This window comes from Mycobacterium pseudokansasii (genome assembly GCF_900566075.1).
GTDB lineage: Bacteria > Actinomycetota > Actinomycetes > Mycobacteriales > Mycobacteriaceae > Mycobacterium > Mycobacterium pseudokansasii.
In genome coordinates this window covers 5,578,109-5,601,124 of record NZ_UPHU01000001.1, presented here as the reverse complement: position 1 = coordinate 5,601,124, position 23,016 = coordinate 5,578,109, and the positions used below count along the sequence as shown (strand labels likewise).

Annotated in this window: 17 protein-coding genes and 1 pseudogene; 9 read left to right on the top strand and 9 right to left on the bottom strand. The window is 67.1% G+C overall.

The genetic code is table 11. From position 1 onward, the window contains the following. Positions 1 to 2: 2 nt before the first annotated feature. A complete protein-coding gene (locus EET10_RS25255) occupies positions 3 to 3,137 on the bottom strand; it encodes a patatin-like protein (protein ID WP_099187754.1) in 3,135 nt (1,044 codons plus the stop codon). 97 nt (positions 3,138 to 3,234) lie between these two features. Between EET10_RS25255 and EET10_RS25250 the strand changes: the two genes are divergently transcribed. After that, entirely contained in the window at positions 3,235 to 4,110 is an 876-nt protein-coding gene (locus tag EET10_RS25250; RefSeq protein WP_174719718.1) for an alpha/beta fold hydrolase, read from the top strand. 43 nt (positions 4,111 to 4,153) lie between these two features. On the opposite strand, the gene EET10_RS25245 is transcribed toward EET10_RS25250, so the two are convergent. Further along, positions 4,154 to 4,417: a hypothetical protein gene (locus EET10_RS25245; RefSeq protein WP_023368262.1), complete on the bottom strand. Its 264-nt coding sequence runs from the start codon at positions 4,415 to 4,417 to the stop codon at positions 4,154 to 4,156. A gap of 92 nt (positions 4,418 to 4,509) precedes the next feature. After that, the gene (locus tag EET10_RS25240) at positions 4,510 to 4,893 is read right to left on the bottom strand and encodes a hypothetical protein (RefSeq protein ID WP_036406474.1); all 384 of its coding nucleotides are present in this window, start codon (positions 4,891 to 4,893) and stop codon (positions 4,510 to 4,512) included. Between the two features lie 208 nt (positions 4,894 to 5,101). On the opposite strand from EET10_RS25240, the gene EET10_RS25235 reads away from it, so the two are divergent. Then, positions 5,102 to 5,518 carry a hypothetical protein gene (locus EET10_RS25235; protein WP_244602091.1) on the top strand — a complete coding sequence of 139 codons (417 nt, stop codon included), beginning with the start codon at positions 5,102 to 5,104 and terminating at the stop codon, positions 5,516 to 5,518. Between the two features lie 20 nt (positions 5,519 to 5,538). On the opposite strand, the gene EET10_RS25230 is transcribed toward EET10_RS25235, so the two are convergent. Continuing rightward, positions 5,539 to 7,200 carry a DHA2 family efflux MFS transporter permease subunit gene (locus EET10_RS25230; RefSeq protein WP_122502860.1) on the bottom strand — a complete coding sequence of 554 codons (1,662 nt, stop codon included), beginning with the start codon at positions 7,198 to 7,200 and terminating at the stop codon, positions 5,539 to 5,541. A gap of 141 nt (positions 7,201 to 7,341) precedes the next feature. On the opposite strand from EET10_RS25230, the gene EET10_RS25225 reads away from it, so the two are divergent. Then, a complete protein-coding gene (locus tag EET10_RS25225; RefSeq protein ID WP_036406477.1) occupies positions 7,342 to 8,820 on the top strand; it encodes a glutamate-cysteine ligase family protein in 1,479 nt (492 codons plus the stop codon). Between the two features lie 8 nt (positions 8,821 to 8,828). On the opposite strand, the gene EET10_RS25220 is transcribed toward EET10_RS25225, so the two are convergent. Next, the gene (locus EET10_RS25220) at positions 8,829 to 10,325 is read right to left on the bottom strand and encodes an amidase (RefSeq protein WP_036406480.1); all 1,497 of its coding nucleotides are present in this window, start codon (positions 10,323 to 10,325) and stop codon (positions 8,829 to 8,831) included. Positions 10,326 to 10,573: 248 nt separating this feature from the next. Between EET10_RS25220 and EET10_RS25215 the strand changes: the two genes are divergently transcribed. Next, complete coding sequence (locus EET10_RS25215) at positions 10,574 to 11,971, top strand: WS/DGAT/MGAT family O-acyltransferase (RefSeq protein ID WP_036406483.1); 1,398 nt, start codon at positions 10,574 to 10,576, stop codon at positions 11,969 to 11,971. On the opposite strand, the gene EET10_RS25210 is transcribed toward EET10_RS25215, so the two are convergent. From EET10_RS25210 to EET10_RS25200, 3 genes are read right to left on the bottom strand one after another with little or no spacing between them, the layout of a single operon-like run. Next, complete coding sequence (locus tag EET10_RS25210) at positions 11,922 to 13,064, bottom strand: glycerate kinase (RefSeq protein WP_063466849.1); 1,143 nt, start codon at positions 13,062 to 13,064, stop codon at positions 11,922 to 11,924. The two genes, EET10_RS25215 and EET10_RS25210, sit on opposite strands and share 50 nt — an antisense overlap. After that, positions 13,042 to 14,391 carry a cation:dicarboxylate symporter family transporter gene (locus EET10_RS25205; protein ID WP_081260450.1) on the bottom strand — a complete coding sequence of 450 codons (1,350 nt, stop codon included), beginning with the start codon at positions 14,389 to 14,391 and terminating at the stop codon, positions 13,042 to 13,044. Before EET10_RS25205 ends, EET10_RS25210 begins: the two co-directional genes overlap by 23 nt. A 33-nt stretch (positions 14,392 to 14,424) precedes the next feature. Continuing rightward, positions 14,425 to 15,525: a tartrate dehydrogenase gene (locus EET10_RS25200; protein ID WP_036406486.1), complete on the bottom strand. Its 1,101-nt coding sequence runs from the start codon at positions 15,523 to 15,525 to the stop codon at positions 14,425 to 14,427. A 131-nt stretch (positions 15,526 to 15,656) separates the two neighbouring features. Here EET10_RS25200 and EET10_RS25195 point away from each other — a divergent pair, with 131 nt between their 5' ends. From EET10_RS25195 to EET10_RS31830, 5 genes and pseudogenes are all read left to right on the top strand, one after another. Beyond that, on the top strand, positions 15,657 to 16,562 hold the full coding sequence (locus EET10_RS25195; RefSeq protein ID WP_036406489.1) for a LysR family transcriptional regulator: 906 nt from the start codon (positions 15,657 to 15,659) through the stop codon (positions 16,560 to 16,562). A gap of 305 nt (positions 16,563 to 16,867) precedes the next feature. Continuing rightward, a complete protein-coding gene (locus EET10_RS31840) occupies positions 16,868 to 18,016 on the top strand; it encodes a PE family protein (protein ID WP_099187751.1) in 1,149 nt (382 codons plus the stop codon). A gap of 135 nt (positions 18,017 to 18,151) precedes the next feature. After that, a complete protein-coding gene (locus EET10_RS25185) occupies positions 18,152 to 19,846 on the top strand; it encodes a histidine phosphatase family protein (RefSeq protein WP_099187749.1) in 1,695 nt (564 codons plus the stop codon). Between the two features lie 378 nt (positions 19,847 to 20,224). Further along, positions 20,225 to 20,353 (top strand): annotated as a pseudogene (locus EET10_RS31835) (PE family protein); the annotation flags it as partial. Positions 20,354 to 20,829: 476 nt separating this feature from the next. Then, positions 20,830 to 21,582 (top strand): hypothetical protein, encoded by a 753-nt coding sequence (locus tag EET10_RS31830; RefSeq protein WP_281280114.1) that lies wholly within the window; start codon positions 20,830 to 20,832, stop codon positions 21,580 to 21,582. 278 nt (positions 21,583 to 21,860) lie between these two features. On the opposite strand, the gene EET10_RS25175 is transcribed toward EET10_RS31830, so the two are convergent. Beyond that, positions 21,861 to 22,700, bottom strand: coding sequence for a sulfotransferase family protein (locus tag EET10_RS25175; protein ID WP_051490751.1), 840 nt, complete (start codon positions 22,698 to 22,700; stop codon positions 21,861 to 21,863). Between the last annotated feature and the right edge of the window lie 316 nt (positions 22,701 to 23,016).

Genomic DNA, 23,016 nt, shown 5'->3' with positions numbered 1-23,016 from the left:
TTTCACCGGCGTCCGGGCTTGGCGGCCGCGATGACCGTGATGCCCAGCGCGACCGCGCCCACGGCGATCAGCGGCCGCCACCACTGTTCGCCGAGCCAGTAGATGTTGGCGCCCAGCAGCCCGGGATGGTCCGCGTCGCCGAACAGCCAGCTACGTGCGACGGGCGTTGCCAGCGAAAGGACCGCGCCGGCCAGAGTGACCGATAGCAGCGCAAAGAGCGACCTGCTGGAGAACTGCCAGGTCCCCAGGACGATCAGGTAACTGCCGGTTCCGGCCATGATCAGGCCGGTAACGCCGAGCACCGTTGCCGACTGAATGGCGGTGGCAACACCCAGGATCAGCAGCATTACGCCGACCAGGATCGTGGTCCGGGCAATGCCTTTGGTCAACGACACGACCCGGTATCCACCGAGCGCCAGCGTTCGCAGTGTGACCACGGACGGTTTGAAAGCACTGGGTAGCAACCGAATTGAGCCCGCCGCCGCGGATGCGGTCGCGACGGCCTTCGCAAGGGTTTGCGCCATCAGCGGCGAGCGCTTGTCGCTGGCGAACGTTTCGCCCGCGACGGGGTTCTCGTTCAGCAGAGCATATTTGGCGTCCCCCGGGGTCGCGGCCAACACCTTCTTGGCCCAGCTGCGCGACGTTGTCGGGCTCCAATCCGGCCGCTGTCCCGGTTGCGGGTCGATCACCGTGTTGGCCAGTGTGTCCAGCTCCTCATCGAGGATTCGTTGGTGCCACGCCTGCGCCAGCCACAGCGCGGTCAGCGGAATGCTCGTCGGCAACGGCATCGTCGGGTCGTCCAGAAATGCCAGCTCGTCGAGCACCATGGTTTCGGTCAGTAGCTGCTCGGGGCCGCCACCAAAGGTTGGCAGCCGGTAGCCCGAACGCGGAAACTCAGGTGCGCCTAGGGCTTTGAGTTGGCGCAGAAACCACTGCGCCCGGCTCTCTGGTCCGGGTGTGCCAACTCGGGTCTGCGCAATCCAATGCACACGTCGTGGGTTCAGCAGGACATGGACGAGCCAGCCGGCTGCGTCCAGCCGTCCCCACATCCAGTCATTGATTCGCCAGGACCGCTTGTAGAAGGCGCCGAACTGATGGAACTGCATACCGGTGAGTTTCTGCTGGGCACTCCGGCAGTCGGGCGCAAGCAGACTGCGGGTATCGGCACTCACCTGTACGAGCTCCACCGGCTGCTCGATGCCCGAATCTGCCGGCAGCATGGCCCGCTGCGTCGCGGCCAGATCGAACAATTTCGTCGCGATCGCCGCGGGGTCGTCGCCGGCCCCCAGGTAGTCCAGGTAGGTATCGAGCGCACTGGGACCAACGCGATCATGTGACGGCAACCCGCCTCGCTCGGCGCCGGCGGCCGCTGCGGCGTTGGCGCACAACCGCTTTAGCGTGTCATAGCCGTTGACCAACGCGTCGCCGAGCCGGTCCCAGGCGTCCTGTCGCACCGCTAACTGTTGGAGATAGCCGTCGGCGATCAAGGCGGCGGCATCCTTGAGCGACCCTTCGCGGATGGACGTGTTCTCGCATACCGCGCGCACAAGATCACCCAGGTCGACCGCGGTGGGCGACGGGCCGGCGGCATGGACGGCGGCCGTGAGCGCCGCCAATTCGGCGATATCGGCGTCCGACTTCGCCAGGTGGTATGCCGCCTGGGCGACGGCGAGCGCACTGCCTTTGGCAAGCTCGTATGCCGGCTGGCCATACCGGGCGAGCTCGGCGGTGCTCTCGGGCAGCGGCTGGTGGGGCGGTTGCGACCAACAACTCAGTAGCGCCTCGGTGATGTGTTGGCGACACGCCTTCTCGGTGTCGACTGCCGCCAGTTCGGGTTCCCAGTTCTTGGGAACCCGTTCGGCGTCAGTGCTCGACGCCGGTAGCCAGCTGCCGAGCTGGCGGAACAGCGCATCGGTCAGCTCGCGCGCATGTTGTTGTGCCTCACGTGACTGGTAGTCGGTCAGCAGCGGCGGTGTCAGTAGCCGAGAACCGTGCGGCAGCGTCGCGGCCAGCTCGGCCAGGCGCAGTTTCGCGTCGATCCGCGCTGCCGTGCGGTCCTGATGGCCGCGTATCGCTCGCAGGTCGGTCGCGATGGACTGAGTGGTGATCGCCCCCAGATCCCGCAGCAGGCTGGCGAGCAGCCCGAGCCGCTCGTCGGCGCTGTCCGGTGCCGCCTGTTGCATCAGGTTCGGTGGGGGTCCGGACGACGGCACGACGAACAGAAGCACCCGGCGCACCGGACGCCGGGCGGGGCGGTCGCAGATGCGCTTGAGTAACACGTCGATGGGCCGATTGTCGAGCAGGCTGCCGTCGGCGACCCAGTGCGGACGGGTGATATTGGCGTACGGCGCCATCGGTGGTCGAGCCGGGACAGCGCCCTGCGCGGGGGTCCCCTTCATGAAGGGCACGAACGAGGGCTCGAACGCGAGGGGAAACGAGGCCGAGCTGCGCGCAGCCAGCGCCAGAGCCGAGGCGATCCCCTTGTCCGTCAGGTCTGCCTCGGTGAAGGTGAACAGGCCACGCCGGTTGACGTATTGGACGCGAGTGCCGAACGAGTCGGTGAAGCTACTCGCCTCTCCGGACAGCAGGGTTGTCGTGATGTACAAGGTGGTGGACGGGATCCGGATACCGCCGGGAAACTCCGCAGGCGGGAACGGACCGATCTCGAGTCTGGGCAGCTGGGTCGCCAGCGTGGCGAACAGCTTCTCGTCGCCGTACAGCAGGGACGGTGTGAATTCGTCTCGCGGGTCTCGTAACAGGTCGGTCAGGGACCCGAGATCGAGCCACAGGTCGCGCAGCCCGCCGAGATCAGCCCCCGAGATGCGCGACGACGCAAGCAAAGCCGCGTTGATGCCGCCCCCGCTTGTCCCGGACAGGATGTCGATGTCGACGATCATGTCGAGCAGGTCGATGAGTTGGGCATAAAGCCGCAGGGATGCCGTCGACTCGGTGGTGAGCCGGCTGTTCGTCGGGAAGGTCCCGCCCGCCCTGCGCCATTGTGAGGCTTGCGCGAGCAGGTTGAGCTCACGTGCGACGCCGGCGATCCAGACCGCGAGACTGACCCCGCCCGTCATCATCGTGGCGAGTCGGAGTTCCAGCGTCAGCTGGGTCACCGGTGTCGGCTTTTCGAATGCCATCGCGCACCCTTCGATGTCGGGGGCCGGCTGACCGAGCCGAGTCCCGGGGCCTAGATTAGCCAGCCGGGGCCGCGTCAGAGCGTCTTAACATCAGCTGATGACGACTGCACCGGAATCGTTTTCGATCCAGGGGCCGGGCGGTGTGCGCATCGTCGCCGACCGATTGGGTGATCCGCGGGCGCGCGCCGTGGTGTTCCTGCACGGCGGCGGGCAGACCCGTCGCTCCTGGGCCCGGGCGGCTGCCGCCGTGGCCGACCGGGGCTGGCAAGCCGTCACCGTCGACTTGCGGGGCCACGGCGAATCGGACTGGTCCAGCGACGGCGACTATCGCGTGGTGAGCTTCGCCGGCGATGTCCGGGAGCTACTGCGCGGCCTGCCCCCGCGCCCGGTGCTGGTGGGTGCCTCGCTGGGCGGGTTCACCGCGATGCTGCTGGCCGGCGAGCTCGCGCCGGGCATCGCCGGCGCGGTGGTGCTGGTGGACATCGTGCCGAACATGGACCCGTCCGGGGCGAATCGGGTGCACGCGTTCATGGCCAACCGGGTGGAATCGGGGTTCGGCTCACTCGACGAAGTCGCTGACATGATCGCCGAGTACAACCCGCATCGCCCGCGACCGTCCGATCTGGAAGGTCTGACCAGCAACCTCCGCCGCCGCGGCGATCGCTGGTATTGGCACTGGGACCCGCAATTCATCAGCGGCACCGCGGCGTTTCCCCCGATCGAGGTCACCGAGGCCGACCGCCTGTACGCCGCGGTCGAGGCGATCCTGGATGGCGGCGTACCCATGCTGCTCATCCGCGGCCAGATGAGCGACCTGGTCAGTCAGGAGTGCGCTGACGAATTTCTGGCACGCTTTCCGCAGGTGGAATTCACCGACGTCCGTGGTGCGGGGCACATGGTGGCCGGAGACCGCAACGACGTCTTCGCCGACGCTGTTCTGGACTTCCTGGCCCGCCGGGTCGACGACGCGTGACCCCGGTTGCGGCGCGGCCACGCGTCGGCGTACGGCCGACCGGTCAGCGCTCGAGCGCCCGGGTGAGCAGATTCTTGATCTCGGCGGTGGACGTTTCCAGCGAACGGATGCGTTGGTTGGAGTCGTCGGCGGTGGCTCTCATCTCACCGGCGTAACCCCGAAGCACGTCGGCAAGCAGTTGCTGCGTTTCGCCGAAGGCCTTGATGGCCTCGACCATCGAACGGTAATCGGCCTGCGATCTCTCTACCGCCGCGACGCGCGCTTTCAGATTTGCCAGGACGCCGTCGAGATCCTCTGGTGTGGCCACGTCGGCATCGTAAGGGTTGTGCCGATTGATCGTCGGAATTTCCTCGTCGGCCGGGTCGGCGGTGCCGAGATCCGCGGCCGGCGGCGCGGGCGTCAGGAGGCCATTCCGGCATCGACCAGGCTTTGCACACCGCTGGCGCAGCCACGCAGGAAGTCGGCGCCATTGACCCCAGCGACGGCCTGCACCGAGGCCAGTTCCCTGGCGCAGACCTTGTGCACCTGGCTCGAGATGACGATCGCGTCGTCCGGAAAGCCCATGGCGCGCATCCTGCTGACCGTGAAGTGGCCATCCTCGACCGCCTTGGTGTAGCCCAGCTGGTAGGACGGGCCGGTTTCGGCGACATCGGCGAAGGCAGGCGCGGAGGCCAGCAGGGCTGCTCCGGCGATGACGACAATGGCCAGCCGAGACAGCCGCCCGGCGGTGCGGCGCCGCGGTGCCGGCAGGGGGTGGTTCTTGATAGCTGCGTCGTTCGCCATGGCGTTACCCCGATCTGGTCAGTGAGGATCTCGTTTCGTGTGACGGGCCTCCGTGCCGTCTCAGTACCTCACAAGGGGTACAGTACGTCATGCGTTTCAAAAATGGAATAGTCTCCCGAAAAAAGAATCGTTAGGGTCGTCTAGCTGGGGTAGGTTCCAATACCGCGTCAGGATTGACGCTTCCCGGAACCGGCACTACGTTGGTGGGATGCCAAGACTTAACCGAGCGGGTAAGGACCTTGGCCGCGTGCTGGAGTGGCTGCTCAACCGCGACGTTCCGGACAGCGAAATCGGTTCCGCGCTCAAACTGCCCAAAGCCACCTACTCCCGGCGCAAGGAGGCCGACGACTTCCCCGACTTTGCCGAGCTCATCGCGGTCGGCGAGTACTTCGATCTGTCGCCGCGGGTGCTGCAGATCGCGTTCGGCTGGCGCGGCGAGGACGAGCTGATCCTGCTCGACATCGACGAGATGCGCCAGTACATGGAGCAGGCCGGTGTCGCGCTGTTCGGCAACGAGCGGGTTCGCCGCTATATCGAGCAACGCGAGGGCGCCGACTACCCGTTGGCCGCGGCAATCCTGAAGATGGGCGCCAAGGATGCGAGTCCGGCCACCGATGGCAACTGACCCGATACCGCCGGCGGGTGCTACGAATCCGCCTCGATCAACTGCACCCGGGGCGTGGCCCGTGTCGGCAGAAACGACGCCGGAATAGCGATCATCGCGGTCAAGACCATGGCGACTCCGAACACCCCGGTGTAGGAGAGCGCCAGGTCGTCAGCGAGGTGTTCGGCGAAGTCGGGGGCGCGCACCTGTGACGGCAGCCCGGTCAGGTCGGTGGAAAAGCCTCGCCTGGCCGCCCGTTCCCGGATCGAATCGGCTTGTCTGGCCGCAGCGATGGCGGCGCTGCCATTGAAGCTGCTGGTGAGGATTACCGACATCAAGGCCGTGCCGACGGACGCGGCGACGTTGTGGTTGACGTTGAACAGCGTCGAACCGTGGGCTACTTCGCTGGAATCGAGCGTGTGCACGGCTGCCCAAGTCACCGGAACCATCAAACAGGCGGTGCCCAGGCCGAACAGGCCGAGCCCCCCCAGCAGCACGGTGAGGTCGATGCCCTGGTGGCGGATGGCGTAAACAAACATGCCCATGCCGACGACGGTCACCGCTATGCCGACCAACACCACGTTGCGCGGTCCCCGGGTTTCCATCAGCCGTCCGACGATCGGCATCACCGTGGCAGCGGCCACGGTCTGCGGGATGAGCAGCAGTCCCGACTGCATCGGGGTCTTGCCGAGGACCTGCTGGAAGTACGCCGGAAACAGTAGGCAGCTGCCGAAAAACGTGATGGCGAACAGGAACCGGGTCGCGTTGGCGGCCGCGACCGACCGATTCTTGAGCAGCCGCAGATCGATCAGCGCGTAGTCGCTCCGGCGCAGCGCGTGGTTGGCGAAAGCGCCGATCAGCAGCACACCGATGGTGGCCGGTGCCCAGACATACGGGTCGGCGAAGGTTCCGCGCCCGGGCAGCTGTGACACCCCGTAGAGCAGCAGCACCAGCCCCGGTGACAGCAGCGCCATGCCGACCACGTCCAGGGACTCCGCGGGCAGCGAATCATCTTGGGGCAGCGTCAATCCCGCCAGCAGCAGGGTCAGCACTCCGATCGGGAGATTGATCAGGAAGATCCACTGCCAGCCGAATGAGTCGATCAGCCAGCCGCCGAGAATGGGTCCGACGATAGGGGCCAACAAGACGGTGATCATGCTGATCGTCATCACCCGGCCCAACCGCGCCGGACCCGCCGCGCGCGCCAGGATGATCAGCTGCAGCGGTAACAGCATCCCGCCGCCAAAACCCTGCACCGCCCGAAAGGCCACCAGCAGCGCGATATTCGACGCCAGCGCGCACAGCAATGATCCCGCGGTGAACATCAGCACCGAGGCCATCAGGAGCCGCTTGGTGCCCAGCCGATTGGCCAACCACCCGGTCAGCGGGATCACCGCGGCCAGTGCCAAGGTATAGCCGGTCGATGCCCAGGCCACCACGGCCTGGGTCGACGAGAACTCCTCGATGAACGTCCGCTGCGCCACATTGACGACCGTGGTGTCCAGCGTGACCATCAGCGGAAGCATCATGCACGTCACGGTGATCAGCAAAAGCTTGGAATCCAGCCGGCAGTCCGCTCTGGGATCCGGCGCGGCGGGGCCGTCGGCTGTCCGGGCATCATCGTCCAGACGCTGTTGGCTTCTGGCATGAGTGCTGGCTACGGTCGTCGGCGCGCGCGGTGGCCGACCCGCCTGGCGGCGCATCGTGTCACTGTATCTCCTGAAATGGCTGCGTAAGGCCATCTTTCCAAGGATCTGCCACGGATTGACCAGCACGCGCGCCATGCCCGGAGAAGGCATGCTGTAGTTGCGGTGGCATCCAGCCGTGCCGCGAGGAGGTGTGCCGTGGGTGACCGCGTCGATGCTTCCGGCCTCGTCGTCGGCCGCGAACGCGAGGTGCGGCACCGGCTGGGGCGATGCGTTGCCGCGTTACACCGCATGGTCGACGACGGCTGGTTCACCGGCCACCAGGATTCCATCGGTATGGAAGTGGAACTGGATCTGGTGGACCCGTTGGGCCGGCCGCGGCTGGTCAACGACGCGGTCCTGGCCCGCCTCGGCCGCGCGGACATGCAGCACGAGCTCGGCCAGTTCAACGTCGAGCTGAACCTGGCGCCCCGCCGGCTACACGGCAGCGTGCTGCGCGACAGCGAACGCGACCTCGCCGAGGTCCTCGACGGGTGCCGGGCACGCATCGAGCGGCTGGGTGCCCGGCTGCTCGCGGTCGGCATGTTGCCGACACTGAGCGCCGAGCAGCTCACCGTCGAGCGCATCTCGCACAACCCGCGCTACGAGTTGCTGACCAGCCGGATGTCCGCCGCTCGCCGCCGACCATTCCTGGTGCGCATCGTCGACGGCTGCGAGGCGGTGGAGTTCACCACCGATTCGGTGGCACCTGATGCGGCCACCACCAGCCTGCAACTGCACCTGCGGGTAGCGCCGGACCGGTTCGCCGCTTACTACAACGCCGCCCAGGCTATCGCGGGGGCGCAGGTGGCGGTGGCGGCCAACTCGCCGTACCTGCTCGGTCGCCAGGCATGGCAGGAGACCCGTATCACGCTGCTCGAACAGCTGCTCGACACCCGTCGCCGCGACGAGGTACGCGCCGGCGCACCGGCGCGGGTCCGGCTCGGTGACCGCTGGATCGAGGACCCCGTCGAGCTGTTCGACGACCTCGTCCGGTTGTTTCCGCCGCTGTTTCCGATGCTGGAGGCCCAGGACCCCGATGCCGCCCTGCAGGCCGGTGACGCGCCCACCCTGCGGGAGCTTCGGCTGCACAACGGCACGGTGTGGCGCTGGAACCGTCCGGTCTACGACGTCCAGGCCGGGCAACCGCAATTGCGCATCGAAAACCGGGTGCTGCCAAGCGGTCCGACCGCCGTGGACATGGTCGCTAACGCCGCCTTCTATTACGGCCTGGTCCGGTCGATCGCCGACAGCACCGACAGCGATGCCGCGCCGTGGCGGCAGCTGCCGTTCGCGGCCGCCGAGCAGAACCTGCATCGCGGGGCCCGTGACGGGCTGGCGGCGCGGCTGCATTGGCAGGGGGCCGAGCAGCCGGTCGAGCGGCTCGTCGGTGAGTGGCTGCTACCGGCCGCCGCAGCCGGGCTGGATGCCTGGGGCGTCGATGCGGCTGACCGCGACCGCTACCTGGGTGTCGTCGAGGCGCGGGTGCGGACCGGGCAGACCGGAGCGGCCTGGCAGACCGGGGTGGTGCGCCGCCTCGAGGACCGCGGGATGCCGCGCATCCCGGCGCTGCACGAGATGACCCGGCGTTATGCCGAGAACGCGCACACCGGCGCTCCGGTGCACGAATGGCCTTGAGCGGGAACCTAACTCGCTGCCACCGCGGTCGCCGGATGCCGCTGCGCCCAGGGGCGGGCTTCTTCGAGTTGTGCGGCCAGCTGCAACAGGTCACCGTCGGCGCCCAGCCGTCCGACAAACTGCACCCCCAGGGGCAGCCCGTCGTCGGTCCAGTGCAACGGCACACTGATCGCCGGACGCCCGGTCAGATTGGCCAGTTGCGTGTAAGGCACCCAGCCCAGGCTCTCCTGAATCAGCTGATCCAGAATTCCGCTGAGCGCCAACACTTTTCCGGCATGCAGCTTGCTCAGCACCCGGGCCACCGTCTGCAGGCGGGGTGACGTCGCCGTCGCGCCGACCGCAAGGGGTGGCGTGGCAAGGGTCGGGGTCAGAAAGTAGTCGTAGCTCTCGTGGAACGTGGTCAGGGATTGGATGTAGTTGTTGATGTTCTCCAGCGCCTGCATCGGCGCCAGCACACCGGCGGATCGCGCGAGCTCACACATGCCCAGCGTGTCGGCCTCGAAGTCGCTGTCTCGGGCGCCGATTCGCGCTTTGATATCGGCGACATGGCGGTAGAGCTGAGCGAACCAGATGGTGAGAAAATCACGCGCCAGGGCGGCGTCGTCGTAGGGCGGCTTGACTTCCTCGACCCGGTGACCGAGGTCCTGCAGCAGCTGGGCCGCGCCGTCGACCGCGGCGACGGCCTCCCGGTGAGGGCTGGGGTTGATCGCCGACGACGTCGAGAAGCCGATCATAAGGACGCCCGGACGGTTCTTGATGTGCTCGGTGAACGGGACGTCGGGGAGCCGGACCTGGTAGCCGGCGCGGGGATTGGGTCCGACGATCGCGTCGTAGAGTCCGGCGCTGTCCCGCACGGTGCGTGACACGACGCCCTGGACGGCCATGCCGAACATCGGCTCGCCGGTCTGCGGACCGTAGGGGGACAGCCCGCGGCTCGGTTTGAGGCCGACGAGCCCGTTGCAGGCGGCCGGGATGCGGATCGACCCGCCGCCGTCGTTGGCCCCGGCTGCCGGCACGATCCCGGCGGCGACCGCAGCTCCCGATCCGCCCGACGAGCCGCCCGGCGTGTGCTGCAGGTTCCACGGGTTGCGAGCCGGACCCCAGTACTCGGGCTCGGTCACGCCCTTGGCCCCGAACTCCGGGGTGTTGGTCTTGCCGAAGATCACCAGGCCGGCGTCCAGGAACCGCTGAGTGATCAAGGCGTGCCGGTCGGCCACGTCGTTGGCCAGCGACCGGGATCCGGACGAGGTGGGAAAGCCCCGATATTCCTGGTCGAGGTCCTTGATCAGAAACGGCACACCGGCGAATCTGCCGTGCAACCGTGGGTCGGCCGCTTGCCGGTCGGCGACCTCGTCGAGGCGACAAACGATCGCGTTCAACCGCGGATTGACCGCATCGGCACGCTGGCGCGCCAGGGCGAGAAGTTCGGCCGGGGTGACCTGTTTGCGTTCGACAAGCTCGGCCAGAGCCGTCGCATCCAGGGATAGGTACTCGTCAAGCTGCATTGGCCGATCCTACGAGCCGGGCCGGACCGCTGCCGCGCCGTGCGGCTCGAAGCCCATGCCCGCCGCAAGACAACCATCGACGGTCTGCCGAGGTGTCACGGCATGTTCGGCGCGTCAGGTTTACGCGCCGCCAAAACGGGTACCCCCGTCGGGCGCACTATGCCCGGAATCGGTAGCCGGCGGTGGATCGGGCGGTGGATAGCTCTGATACCCGAAACGAGTCAGGGGAGACCTCAGGGGAGACCATTGTGGAAAGACTGAGCGGGCTGGACGCCAGTTTCCTGTACCTGGAAACCTTCACGCAGCCGTTGCATGTGTGTTCTCTGCTGGAACTGGACACTTCGACCATGCCGGGCGGTTACACGTTCGACCGGCTGCGCGACGCGTTGGGGATGCGGATCAAGGCGATACCGCAATTCCGTGAGAAGTTGGCCGACAGCCGGCTGAATCTGGACCACCCGGTATGGGTGGAGGACAGCGCCTTCGATCTCGACCACCATCTGCACTGCATCGGCGTGCCGGCCCCGGGCGGGCGGCCGGAGGTGGCCGAGATCTGCGCACAAATCGCCGCGGTGCCCTTGGACCGCGACCACCCGTTGTGGGAGATGTGGGTCATTGAGGGCCTCGCCGGCATGCCCGCATCCGCCGGTGGCCCAGTGGCGGTGCTGACCAAGGTGCATCACGCCGCGGTGGACGGTGTCATGGGCGCCGACCTGCTGTCACAGCTGTGCAGTACCGAACCGGACGCGCCACCGCCAGATGCGGTGGCCGGCCCCGGTGGTGCCCATTGGCTGCAGATTGCCGCGAGCGGGCTGGTGGGCTTTGCCGCCCGGTCGTGGCGGCTTGTCAACGTGGTGTCGCTGACGGGTGCCTCGCTCGTCGAGACGGCCCGCCGAGCACGCAGCGGCCGAAGCATGGCACGTCCGTTCGCCGCGCCGCCGACGGCGTTCAATGCCGCCGTTACCGCCCAGCGCAACATCGCGTATACGCAGCTGGAGCTCTCCGACATCAAGAAGGTCAAAGACCGGTTCGGCGTCAAGGTCAACGACGTGGTCATGGCGCTGTGCGCGGGGGTGCTACGGCGCTGGTTGTCCGACCGCGGCGAACTGCCGAGCAAACCGCTGGTGGCGATGGTTCCGGTGTCGGTGCGCGACACCTCCGGTCGGCCCGGTCACAACCAGGTCTCGGGGATGTTCTCGCGGTTGGAGACCCATATCTCCGATCCGGGCAGACGGTTACAGGCCATCGCGCAGGCGAATTCGCGTGCCAAGGACCATAGTTCGGCGATCGGAGCCACCCTGCTGCAGGACTGGGCGCAGTTTGCCGACTCGACACTGTTCGGTACCGCGATGCGGCTTTTCGCCAAGACCCCGCTGACGCATACACCGGTGCACAACGTGATCGTCTCCAATGTCGCCGGTCCTCAGGTCACGTTGTATTTCCTGGGCGCAAGGCTGACCGCGATCTATCCGCTTGGACCCATCTTTCACGGCTGCGGGCTCAACATCACCGTCATGTCGCTCAACGGCAAACTCGATCTCGGCATCATTTCCTGCCCGAAGCTGCTGCCCGATCTGGCGGTCCTCGCCGACGACTTCACTGTCGAGTTGCAAGAACTGCTCGCCGCTTCACCGCCCGGCACGTGAGGTGAACTCCGATGTCGACGCCGATGTGGTAGAGCAATTCGGCGGTGAGTACAGGGTCGTGTCTGGTGTCGGCGGCGGTCCGCTCAGCGACGGTAAAGATGTCGGTGAAAATTCCAGAGCTGGAATCTATTTCGGTTCGGCCCGCCACGGCGATGACCGGCGTGGGAGCGGCGCGCTGCGCGACGACGGCAGGTAGCTTTCCCTGCAGGGTTTGGCGATCCAGGCACCCCTCACCGGTGATGACGACCTCGACGTCGGGCAGGCGCTGCTGAAAACCCAGCAGGTCGAGAAAGTAGTCGGCGCCGGAAACGATTCGGGCACCCAGGCACAGCGCCGCAAAGCCGCATCCACCGGCTGCACCAGCACCGGGTAGTTGAGCCAAGGCCGTGGCGTCGGGGCAGGCCGATCGTTGCAGCGCGGAAACGAGGCCCGTCAGACCCGCTTCCAGGCGATCGACGTCGGTGACGGCGGCCCCCTTCTGCGGAGCGAAAAGTGCTGCGGCACCGTCGGGCCCGGTCAGCGGACTGGTCACATCGCTGGCCACGATCAGTTCGACCCCGCTCAGGTCGACGGCGCGTGAGGCGTCCACCCGACGGATTCGGTTGAGCGCGTGGGCCTCCGGTCTAATTGGTTGGCCACCGCTGTCGTGGAAGGTGTAGCCCAGCGCGGCGAGCAAACCGGCGCCTCCGTCGGTGCTGGCGCTGCCGCCGAGCGCGAGGACAATGCGGCGCACACCCAGGCCCACGGCGTGCCGGATCGCTTCGCCAAATCCGTAGCTCGAGGCGGTCATCGGGGCCAGTACATTGCACGGCAGCGTGGATAATCCGCAGGTGTTGGCCACTTCCACGACGGCGGTTTCGGCGTCGACGGCGATGGTGGCGGTATGCGGCCTACCCAGTGCGTCGGCGACGGTGCACGGGTGTGGCCGCATCCCGGCGGCCACTGCGGCGGCGACGCTGCCGTCGCCGCCATCGGCCAACGGCAGGGTCACGGTGTGCACGCCGGTTGCGGCCAGGCCGTGGGCGAGGTTGTCGGCGACCTCGGTGGCCGACAGGCTGCCCTTGAACTTGTCAGGTGCGACGAGTGCCCGCATGGTGCGCTCCAGTTGCGACCAGTGCCGGTGTGGCGGCCTCGGCGCCAATCTCTGGCAGACGAATGCGCCTGCCGGCAAGCACCTTTCGGGCGTGATCCAGATCGAGTTCGCCGTTCCACCGGGCCACGAACAGGGTGGCCACCGCGTTACCGATGAAGTTGACCAGAGCTCGGCATTCGGCCATGAACTTGTCGATCCCGAAGATCAGCATGATCCCGGCGGCCGGAATGTGACCGACGGTGCTCAGCGTCGCGGTCAGCGCGATGAACCCGCCCCCGGACGTTCCGGCCGCACCCTTGGACGTCAGCAACATGACTGCGAGCAACCCGATTTGAGCACCGACGCTCAGGTGGGTGTTGGTCGCCTGGGCGATGTAGACCGCGGCCAGGGACAGATAGATCGCCGCGCCGTCGAGGTTGAACGCGTAACCGGTCGGCACGATCAGCCGCACGGTGGCCGTGCTGACCCCGGCGTGTTCGAGCTTGCGCATCAACCCCGGCAGCGCGGGCTCCGGGCTGGAGGTACCCAGGACCAGCAGCAACTCCGCACGCAGGTAGCCCAGCAGGTGAAAGATGTTGAGCCGCAGGTACGCCATCACCGAACCGAGCACGACCACCACGAACAGCGCCGACGTGACGTAGAACAGCAGGATCAGGCCGGCGAGGCTGGTGAGCATGTGGACGCCGTATCCGCCGGTCGCAACGGCCATTGCCCCGAATGCCCCGAGCGGCGCCAGCTTCATGAGGTAGGACAACACCTTGAAGACGACTGCGGTCAGGCGGTTGACCGCGTCGAGCACCGGGCCGCCGATCTGGCCGACCGCGTTGAGCGCCACCCCGAAAAGCACGGCGAGAAAGATGATTTGCAGGACGTCACCGTCGACGAACGGGCCCAGCACGCTGCTGGGAACGAGGTGGGTCAGCAACTCCCACCCGTGCTTGCCTCCGGTGGTAGGTTTCGGCCCCGAGTAGACGGCGGGAATCTTGCCCGGGTCGGCGTTGACGCCGTCGCCGAGCCGGAACACGTTGATCGCCACCAGCCCGGTGACCATCGCGACGATCGTCCCGGCCTGGAAGTAGGTCAGCGCTTTCACACCGGTCAGGCCGACCTTACGAAGGTCCGCGACGCTGGCGATGCCTCCGACGATGGTGAGGAACACGATGGGCCCGATCAGCATTTTCATCGCGGTGACGAACGTGGCGCCGAGCGGTTCCATCGCCACCCCGGCGGCCGGCGCGATCCAGCCCACCATGATGCCCGCCGCGATGGCGACCAGCACCCAGAAATACAGCTGCCGGTACCACCGCGTGTTCCCGGGTGCGGGCATGACATGACTTCCCGTGTCCATCGGCGGTGCGGGTCAGGCCGCGCTGCGGAGAGAAGTCAGTGCCGCGATCACCGCGTCGGTCATCTCGTCGGTGGTGGCCGTGCCGCCGATGTCGCGGGTCAATACGCGGCTGCCGGTGGCGATTTCGATCGCTGATTCGACGCGCCGAGCCACGTGGTGCAGCCCGAAGTGATCGAGCATCAGCGCGGCGCTGGCGATCGCGCCGATGGGGTTGCTGATCCCGTGCCCGGCGATGTCGGGTGCCGAACCGTGGACGGGTTCGAACATGCTGGGAAAGCGCCGTTCGGGGTTGAGGTTGGCGCTGGCGGCCACGCCCAGGCTGCCCGCCAGCGCCGAGCCAAGATCCGACAGGATGTCGGCGTTGAGGTTGGACGCCACGACCACCGACAGGTCTTCGGGGTGCAGAACGAACTTGGCGCTCATCGCGTCCACCAGCACGCTCTCGTGCGCCACGTCGGGATAGTCCTGGGCGACCCGGGCAAAGACCTCGTCCCACAACACCATTCCGTACTGCTGGGCGTTGGACTTGGTGACGCTGGAGACCTTTTTCACGCGCCGGGTGCGGGCCAGATCGAACGCGAACCGGATGATGCGCTCGCAGCCCTTGTCGGTGAACAAGGCGGTTTGCAAGGCCACCTCGTTGCCGGGCCCACGACCGCTGAGATTGCGTCCACCCAGTCCCGCATACTCGCCTTCGCTGTTTTCCCGGACGACCACCCAGTCCAGCTCGTGGTCGTCGGCGTTACGCAGCGGTGAGACCACGCCGGGCAGGAACTTGACCGGCCGGACGTTGGCCCACTGGTCGAAATTCTGGGTGATGTTCAGCCGCAGTCCCCACAGGCTGATGTGGTCGGGCACGCTGGGCCAGCCGACCGCACCGAAGTAGATGGCGTCGAACGCCCGCAGGGTCTCCAGCCCGTCGGCGGCCATCATCCGCCCGGTCCACTCGTAATGCTCGCAGCCCCAGGGAAACTCGGTCCACTCGAACGCGAACCGCCCCGACTGGGCTGCCACTGTGTCCAGAACCCGCCGGCCCGCGGCGACGACTTCCTGGCCGACGCCGTCGCCGGGAATCGCTGCGATTTTGAAAACCTGCCGTGTCTGCCCTGTCATGGGACGCCTCCATTGCTGACTCTGTAGTTCCTGCACAGTCCATTAGCGGGGCGCACCCGGGCCGGCGTCCAAGACCAAGATGCGATCCGCGGTATAGGCTTCGCCTATCGAAGCTGATCAGAGGAATAGCCATGGATGTCAGGCAGCTCAAGTTCTTCCTGGCGGTCGTCGACTATGGCGGCTTTGGCAAGGCGGCCGAACAGTTGATGATCGCCCAGCCGTCGCTGTCGCAGGCGATCGCCGGCTTCGAACGTGAGCTGGGCATGCCGCTGTTTCACCGGGTCGGGCGCGGGGTGGTGCTCTCCGACGCCGGTAAGGCGTTGGTGGGTCCGGCCCGGGTGGTACTCCGCGATATCGACGAGGCAACAGCCGTCATGCGGGAGCTGAAGGGCCTGCGTGGTGGTCGGGTCGATCTGATCACCATGCCGTCGCCGGGAATGGAACCGCTGACAACGATTTTGGCCGTTTTTGCCGGCGCCCATCCGGAAGTCGCCGTCAACGTCGAGGCCGGCTTTACTCCGCAAGAGATTCTGGACAGCGTGCGCAGCGGCGCAACCGAGATCGGGGTGCTGGGATCGGCCGAACCCACGCGCGCTTCCGATCTCGACGTCGTCGCGCTGGAACGTCAAGCGCTGGTGCTGATTTCGCGTCTCGATGATGACGGGCCGACGGGCCCGACCGTGCGGCGCGAAGACTTGGCTGGGTGCCGGCTGATCGTGTCCCAGCGTGGCTCGTTGATGCGTGCGCTCGTCGACGACGTCCTGGCCGAAGGCATCCCGGCCACCATCGTCGCCGAGGTTGCCCACCGCACTTCCATGCTGCCGATGGTGCTCAACGGGATAGGCCGGGCGGTCATGCCATCGTCGTGGACACGAGTGGCGCAGCGCGCCGGCGCGCGGGTGCAGCGCATCGTTCCGGAGACCTACCTTTACGTGGCAGCCGTCAGCCGTCGCAGCCACCTGACCGCCGGCGCCACCGCGCTGATGGTCACGGCGCGCCGCTACAGCGAGCTGGCGCCGGAGCCGACGAAGTTCTAGACGGTGAACCTTGACGCCGCGCCGGATCGGCCGGCGATCTATCTGACCGGACGTCGCTCCGCTACCCCTCCAACGACATCAAATGCTTTGACGCCCTGAGGTTTTCGATCCTCGCCCGGATGACCGGCGGTCACACCGCAGGCACCGCTGGAGCCCAACGATCGGTCCGCGCACTCATGAGCACTACGGCCTGTTCAACAAAGGTACAATTCCCCTATCGGAATGGGCATCGCGCCAACGAAACTGTACGTCGCTCGAGAAACGCAAGACCAGCGTCACCGGCCGCAGGCCAGTGGAGGTGTCAGATGTCGTTTGTGATCACGGCCCCACAGACCATGGCGGCGGCAGCAACAGATCTCGCGGACATCAGCTCGACGATCAGTTCGGCCAACGCAGCGGCGGCGGCGCCCACGACGGGTTTGGTGGCTGCGGGCGCCGACGAGGTGTCGGCGGCGATCTCCGGATTGTTCAACGCGTACGCCCGGGAATTTCAAGCCCTGAGCGCCCAGGCCGCGACGTTCCATGAGCAGTTGGTGAGCTTGTTGAATGGCGGCGCGGCAGCATATCTCGGCGCCGAGATCGCCAACGCCGAGCAGGCGTTGATCAGCGTGGTTAATGTGCCCGCGCAGACCTTGCTGGGACACCCGTTGATCCCCACCGGCGGCCCCTCGGCGTTCGGACAGGGTGCCGGTGCGATCATGGCCGCCGGACGGAGTGCGGTCGATGCGGCTGCCGGGGCAACCGCGGCGCTGGCAGCGGAGGCGACTCCGGGTATTGCCGGCCCGTACCAGGACCTCATTACGACTACATCCGCCAACCTGCAAAGCCTCGGCAGCACCTGGGCTACCAACCCGGCGCCGTTCTTGCGTCAGATCGTGGCCAACCAGATGGCCTACGGTCAGACCATCGCTACGTCGCTGCAGAACGCGGCCCAACACCTCGGTACCGCGCTGTCTGACCCGTCGGCGCTGAATCATGTTGTGACAGACCTATTCCCGATCGCTGCCATTCCCGCGCAGATCCAGCAGAACGTCGTCAATATCGGGACCACACTCACGAAGGTGGCGCCGGCGGCGGCCCTCGCGGCGTTAGGTCCCCCGCTCAGCACCCTCGGGGGATTCGGGACCGCCGTGGCGGCCTTTACCGGCGCGGTGCAGACCGGAGATGTCGCGGGAGCGTTAGGAGCGCTGATCGATGCTCCTGCGTTCGTCGCCAACGGCTTCCTCAACGGCGAACTGACCCTACCCTTGTTCCTACCGCTTGGCTTGGGACTGGTGGTGCTGGATATCCCCTTTGACGGGATTCTTGTCCCGGAACACGCCATGACAGGGACTCTGGTGTGGTTCTTGCCGCCGTTCGTGGACGATATCTCCGGTCCGCCCGTCAGCGGCATTCTTCCCACCCTGATGAACGTTGTGCCGCAGCAACTCGCGCTGGCGATCACCCCGGCGTAGTCGTCCTGACGCGGCCAGCCGCGGCGGGCCCCGCCGGCATGCGAGCAACAGCACCGATGCATTTTGTCGATACCCACCTGTTTTCCGGTGCCGGACTCCATGATGACTAGTACGCGTTAGCACGAGGGGTAGGCAATGTCATTTGTGCTGGTGGGGCCGGAGGCATTAGCGACGGCTGCGGCGGAGGTAGCCCAGATCGGTTCGGCCGTCAGTGTCGGCAACCTGGCGGCAGTCATTCCGACGACCGAAGTCGCGGCAGCGGCCGCCGACGAGGTGTCGGCGGCCATTGCGGCGCTGTTCGGCGCGCACGCCCAGGAATACCAGGCGGTGGCGGCGCAGGCAGCGGCGTTTCACGAGCAGTTCATGGCCACCTTGAGCGCGGCGGCGGCATCGTATGCGAGCGCCGAGGCCACCGTCGCGGCCGCTCTTGCATCCGCTGTTTCCGACGGATTCCAGACGGGGGTCTACGGCCCGATCCGCACGGCCGGCCAAACATGGATCACCAGCCCGTTCGGCCAGGTGCTCGACCCGGTCATCAATGCGCCCACCCAGCTGCTGCTGGGGCGTGACCTGATCGGCAACGGAACTGCCGGAACGGCGGCAAATCCCACCGGCGGCGCCGGCGGGGTGCTATTCGGCGACGGCGGGGCCGGCTATACGCCCACCGGTGGTCCCGGAGCTGTGGCCGGCGGTAGAGGCGGGAACGCCGGATTCATCGGCAACGGCGGCCCCGGGGGCGACGGCTTTGGCGGCGGGCCAGGGGGCATGGGCGGCACCGGCGGAGTGCTGATGGGCAACGGCGGCATCGGCGGCACCGGCGGTGTCGGCGGTGCGGGCGGCCAGGCCTTATTGTTCGGCACCGGCGGCCTCGGCGCGACCGGTGCTCCAACTGGCCGTGGCGGGTTGATCATCGGCGAGCCGGTCAACGTCTTCAACTGGCTCAACCCGCCCAGCGGCAACGAGCAGTCGATCGTCATCGACTTCGTGCGGCACGGGCAGACCACAGCCAATGTGGCCGGCTTGATGGACACGGCGATCCCGGGGGCCAATCTCACCGCGGTGGGCCAGCAACAGGCAGTAGACATTGCCAACATACTTGCGCCGCAGGGCCCCTTCGCCGGGCTGTTCGACTCGCAATTGGTCCGCACGCAGCAGACCGCCGCGCCGTTGGCCACCCTCCTCGGGATGACCCCCCTGGACTTGCCGGGGCTCAACGAGATCAACGCCGGCATTTTCGAAGACTTTCCGCAGATAAGTCCCGCGGGCCTGCTCTATCTCGTCGGCCCGATGGCGTGGACGTTCGGATTCCCCATCGTGCCAATGCTGAACCCGGGCTCCATCGACTTCAACGGCGTGGTCTTCGGCCACACCTTCAACGGCGCGGTGCAAACGATGTACGACACCGCGATGGCGAACCCGGTGCCAGCAGCGGACGGCAAGGTCACCGTGGTCTCCTACTCGAGCGCATTCACCATCGGCGTCGGGACGATGATGGGCGTCAACAACCCGAATCCGCTGCTCATCCTCACCCACCCGCTTCCCAACACCGGCGTCGTCGTGGTGGAGGGCAATCCCACCGGGGGCTGGACGATGGTCAGCTGGGACGGAATACCCGTCGCACCTGCGTCATTGCCGACCGAGCTGTTCGTCGACGTGCGTAACCTCATCACCGCGCCGCAGATTGCCGCTTTCGACATCGGCTGGTCGCTGTTCACCGGCGATCCGGCGACGATCGTGAACGCGGTCCGGACGGGGATCGACGAGGTCGGCACGGCGGTGGTCCAGTTCCCCATCGCGGTGGCCACCGACCTGATCGACGCCGTGTGCTGATCCGGCCCTGCTCCATGGCTGGAGCCATCTGGTCGTCTGGGCTGTGTTGGAGCGCTTGGGATTGGTGAGGGGCTCACTCCGTCGCGATTCTGTTGGGGCGCCTGGCTTCGCGGTGTTTGCCGCGGGTCATTTGTTGGCCTTACGAGGTGTGACTTAAGTCCCCAAATCACGGGCCTTACGTCATAGATCGCAAAGGTGCGGCGATGCTTCGAGCGGGCGGGCGTAGCGTCTCGAAACAGTCTTAAGGGTCCTACTCGGACTTGGGTCACCCGCTCGTGATGTGGTTAGCATGTCATCTTTCTTGTTCGCCGCGCCCGACGAGTTGGTGGCAGCGTCTTCCAGCTTGACCAGTCTGGGTCGTCGATCAGCGAGGCCCGTGTGGCGGCGGCGGGCTCGACGACGTCGATTGCGGCGGCTGAGGATGAAGTGTCGGCGGCGGTCGCGAAGTTGTTTGGTGGTTACGCCCAGCAGTTTCAGGCGCTGAGCGCGCAGGCGTCGCTGTTTCATGACCAGTTCGTGCAGGCGCTGAATGGCGGTGGGTTCTTGTATGCGGCCACTGAGGCCGCCAGCGCGTCGCCGCTGCAAGCGGCCGCGTCTGCGGCCGCGGGGGTGCAAGACGCCATCAATACGCCGGTCCAGCAGCTCACCGGACGCCCGCTGTTTGGGCCGGGCACCAACGGGGCGCCGGGCACTGGGCAGGCCGGTGGGCCCGGTGGATGGTTGTGGGGCAATGGCGGCGACGGCGGGTCGGGCACGCCGGGTACGGCCACCAGCCCCGCCGGTGGCAGTGGTGGGGCCGGTGGATCGGCGTTCCTGTTCGGAACCGGCGGTCACGGCGGGTCCGGCGGGACCGCCTCTGCGGGCAGCGGCGCGGCTGGCGGTACCGGAGGGAACGGTGGTGCCGGTGGGCTGATCTTCGGCGGTGGCGGGGCCGGTGGTGTCGGTGGACTGGTGCGGCCGGTTCAGCCACCGCGGCGGCCGGCATGGGTGGTCGCGGCGGTGCCGGCGGTGGCGGCTACCTCTCTGCCAACGGTGCAGGCAGCTCCGCCAGCGGCACCGCTATCGGCACCGCTATCGGCGGCGTCGGGGGCGCGGGCACCGCCGGCGGCCTCGGCGGCGTCGGAGGCGGCGGGCGGATCGGCGCTTATAGCGGCGGCACCGCCACTGGCACGGTCACCGGCGGCGTCGGGGGGGCTGGCACCACCGGCGGCTACGGCGGCTACGGAAGGTACGCCCTGATCAGAAGTTATAGCGGCGGCACTGTCACTGGCGGCACGGCCACCGCCGGCGTCGGGGGCGCGGGCACCGCCGGCGGCCGCGGCGGCTACGGAGGCAGCGCCAACGTCTTCGCTAACGGCGCGGGCAGCTCCATCACTGCTGGCTCCGCGACCGGCGGGGTCGGTGGGGCCGGCAGCGGCGGCGGCATCGGCGGCGGGGGCAACTCCGCCCGCATCAACGCCATCGCAGGCGGCACCGTCACCAGCAGCGCCACCACCGGCGGGAACGGCGGTGACGGCATCACCGACGGCATTGGCGGCACCGGCGGGGAATCCGTCTTCACCGCAAACACCGGCGGCACCATCACCACCAGCACCGGCACCGGCGGCGATGGCGGTAGCGGCACCGGCGCAGGCAACACCGGCGGCAACGGCGGGGCCGCCGACCTTACAGTTCCCCCTCCCGCTGTCGTGACGGGAGCGGTCGTTATCGGTACGCCCGGCGCGAATGTGCCGTGACAGTTCGCCGCTGATCGAAACGCCAGCCGCGACCCGGTCGAAAGACAATGCCGCGGTTGCCGTCATACCGTGCTGCGACTGCCTGGTCGAGGCACCAGGCTGCCGCTGCATCCGCGCAGTCGCTCGCACCGGCGCACCTGGCGCGACTGGGCATTCCGCATCGCCTAACCAGCCCCACATGGGCTCGGGGACTGTCCCAGTCCGTTCAACGCATGCTCGGTACTCGAATCGCGCGCCACACGCGACGCCGCTGTTCGCTCTTTAAGAGAGAACAAACCTCATACGACCGTCAGCCCGGCGGGAATCCCCTCCGGGTCGCGCCAGAAGGTGTCGTGGATGAAGCGGTTGAACAGATCCGGCGGTAGCAACGTGTCGCGCGGTTCGGCCGTGACCGTGGGGCGCACGGTGTGCAGTCCCGGTGTCCCGGCGCGCTCGTCGAACTCGGTGACGTCGTACTCGACGTGGCTGAAGTCGTGGTCGAACACCGGCTCACCGAGAAACGAGTAGACGGCCTGCATCGCCTTGGCCGGGTCGGTGCTCAGGGTTTCGTACTGCAGCAAGAGAAGTCGATCCCGCTGCGCGCCGTAGCAGGCTTGCTTGAGGGCATCGTAGGGACCGCCGACCATGCCATCGGGCGCCACCACTTGTTGGGCGCGGCTATAGACCGTGCCGCCGGCGCTGTAATTGAAGATCGACGACGGGCTAAAGACGTTGCGCTGAATCAACCGCTCGATGCTGTCCACCACCCACTGCAGTTCACGCACGCAGGCAATCACTTTCGCCTCGGGAAACAGCCGCGCAATCGCCGGCATCCACGCACACCAGCCGCGGTTGGTATCAAAGATCACCTGGGCGGTGGAGTCCGCATAGAAATCATCAAACAACCCGCGCAGGATGCGCTCGCGCTTGGCGTCGTCGATGAACACCGAAAACTCGTTGCGCCCGCTCATTTCGTCGAGCAGGGCGCCGAACAGGCCGGCCAGCGGACCCGACATTCCCGCCTGGAACCGCGGGTTTTGTCGCAGCAACGCGGCTAGCAACGTCGAACCCGAACGCGGCAGACCCGAGATGAAATGAATGGCTACCACGGCACACCCCTGACCTACCTTCCGCACCATGAAATGCCCTGCGGACGTCACCCCCGTGTGGTGCCGTCATGCTAACCGATCGCACATTCCTTTATCGGCTGATCGCGCGCCCCGTGCTTTTGTTCCGATGCCGCAGTACAAGGACGGCCCAGCCGGCCGCTCGGCCAGCGACGCGAGCCGCGAAAAGACTCGGCGGATGTCCTGGCCCCGGTGCGCGTCGGCTCCGACCGGGACATAAGCCATCAGCACGTCAACGAGAAGTAGCGCGGCGTCCGTTATGGAAGCGGGCCAAGTGGCCGTTGCCGGCCACCGCACAAACGCCATCCGATCGCGTGGAGCCCCTGCC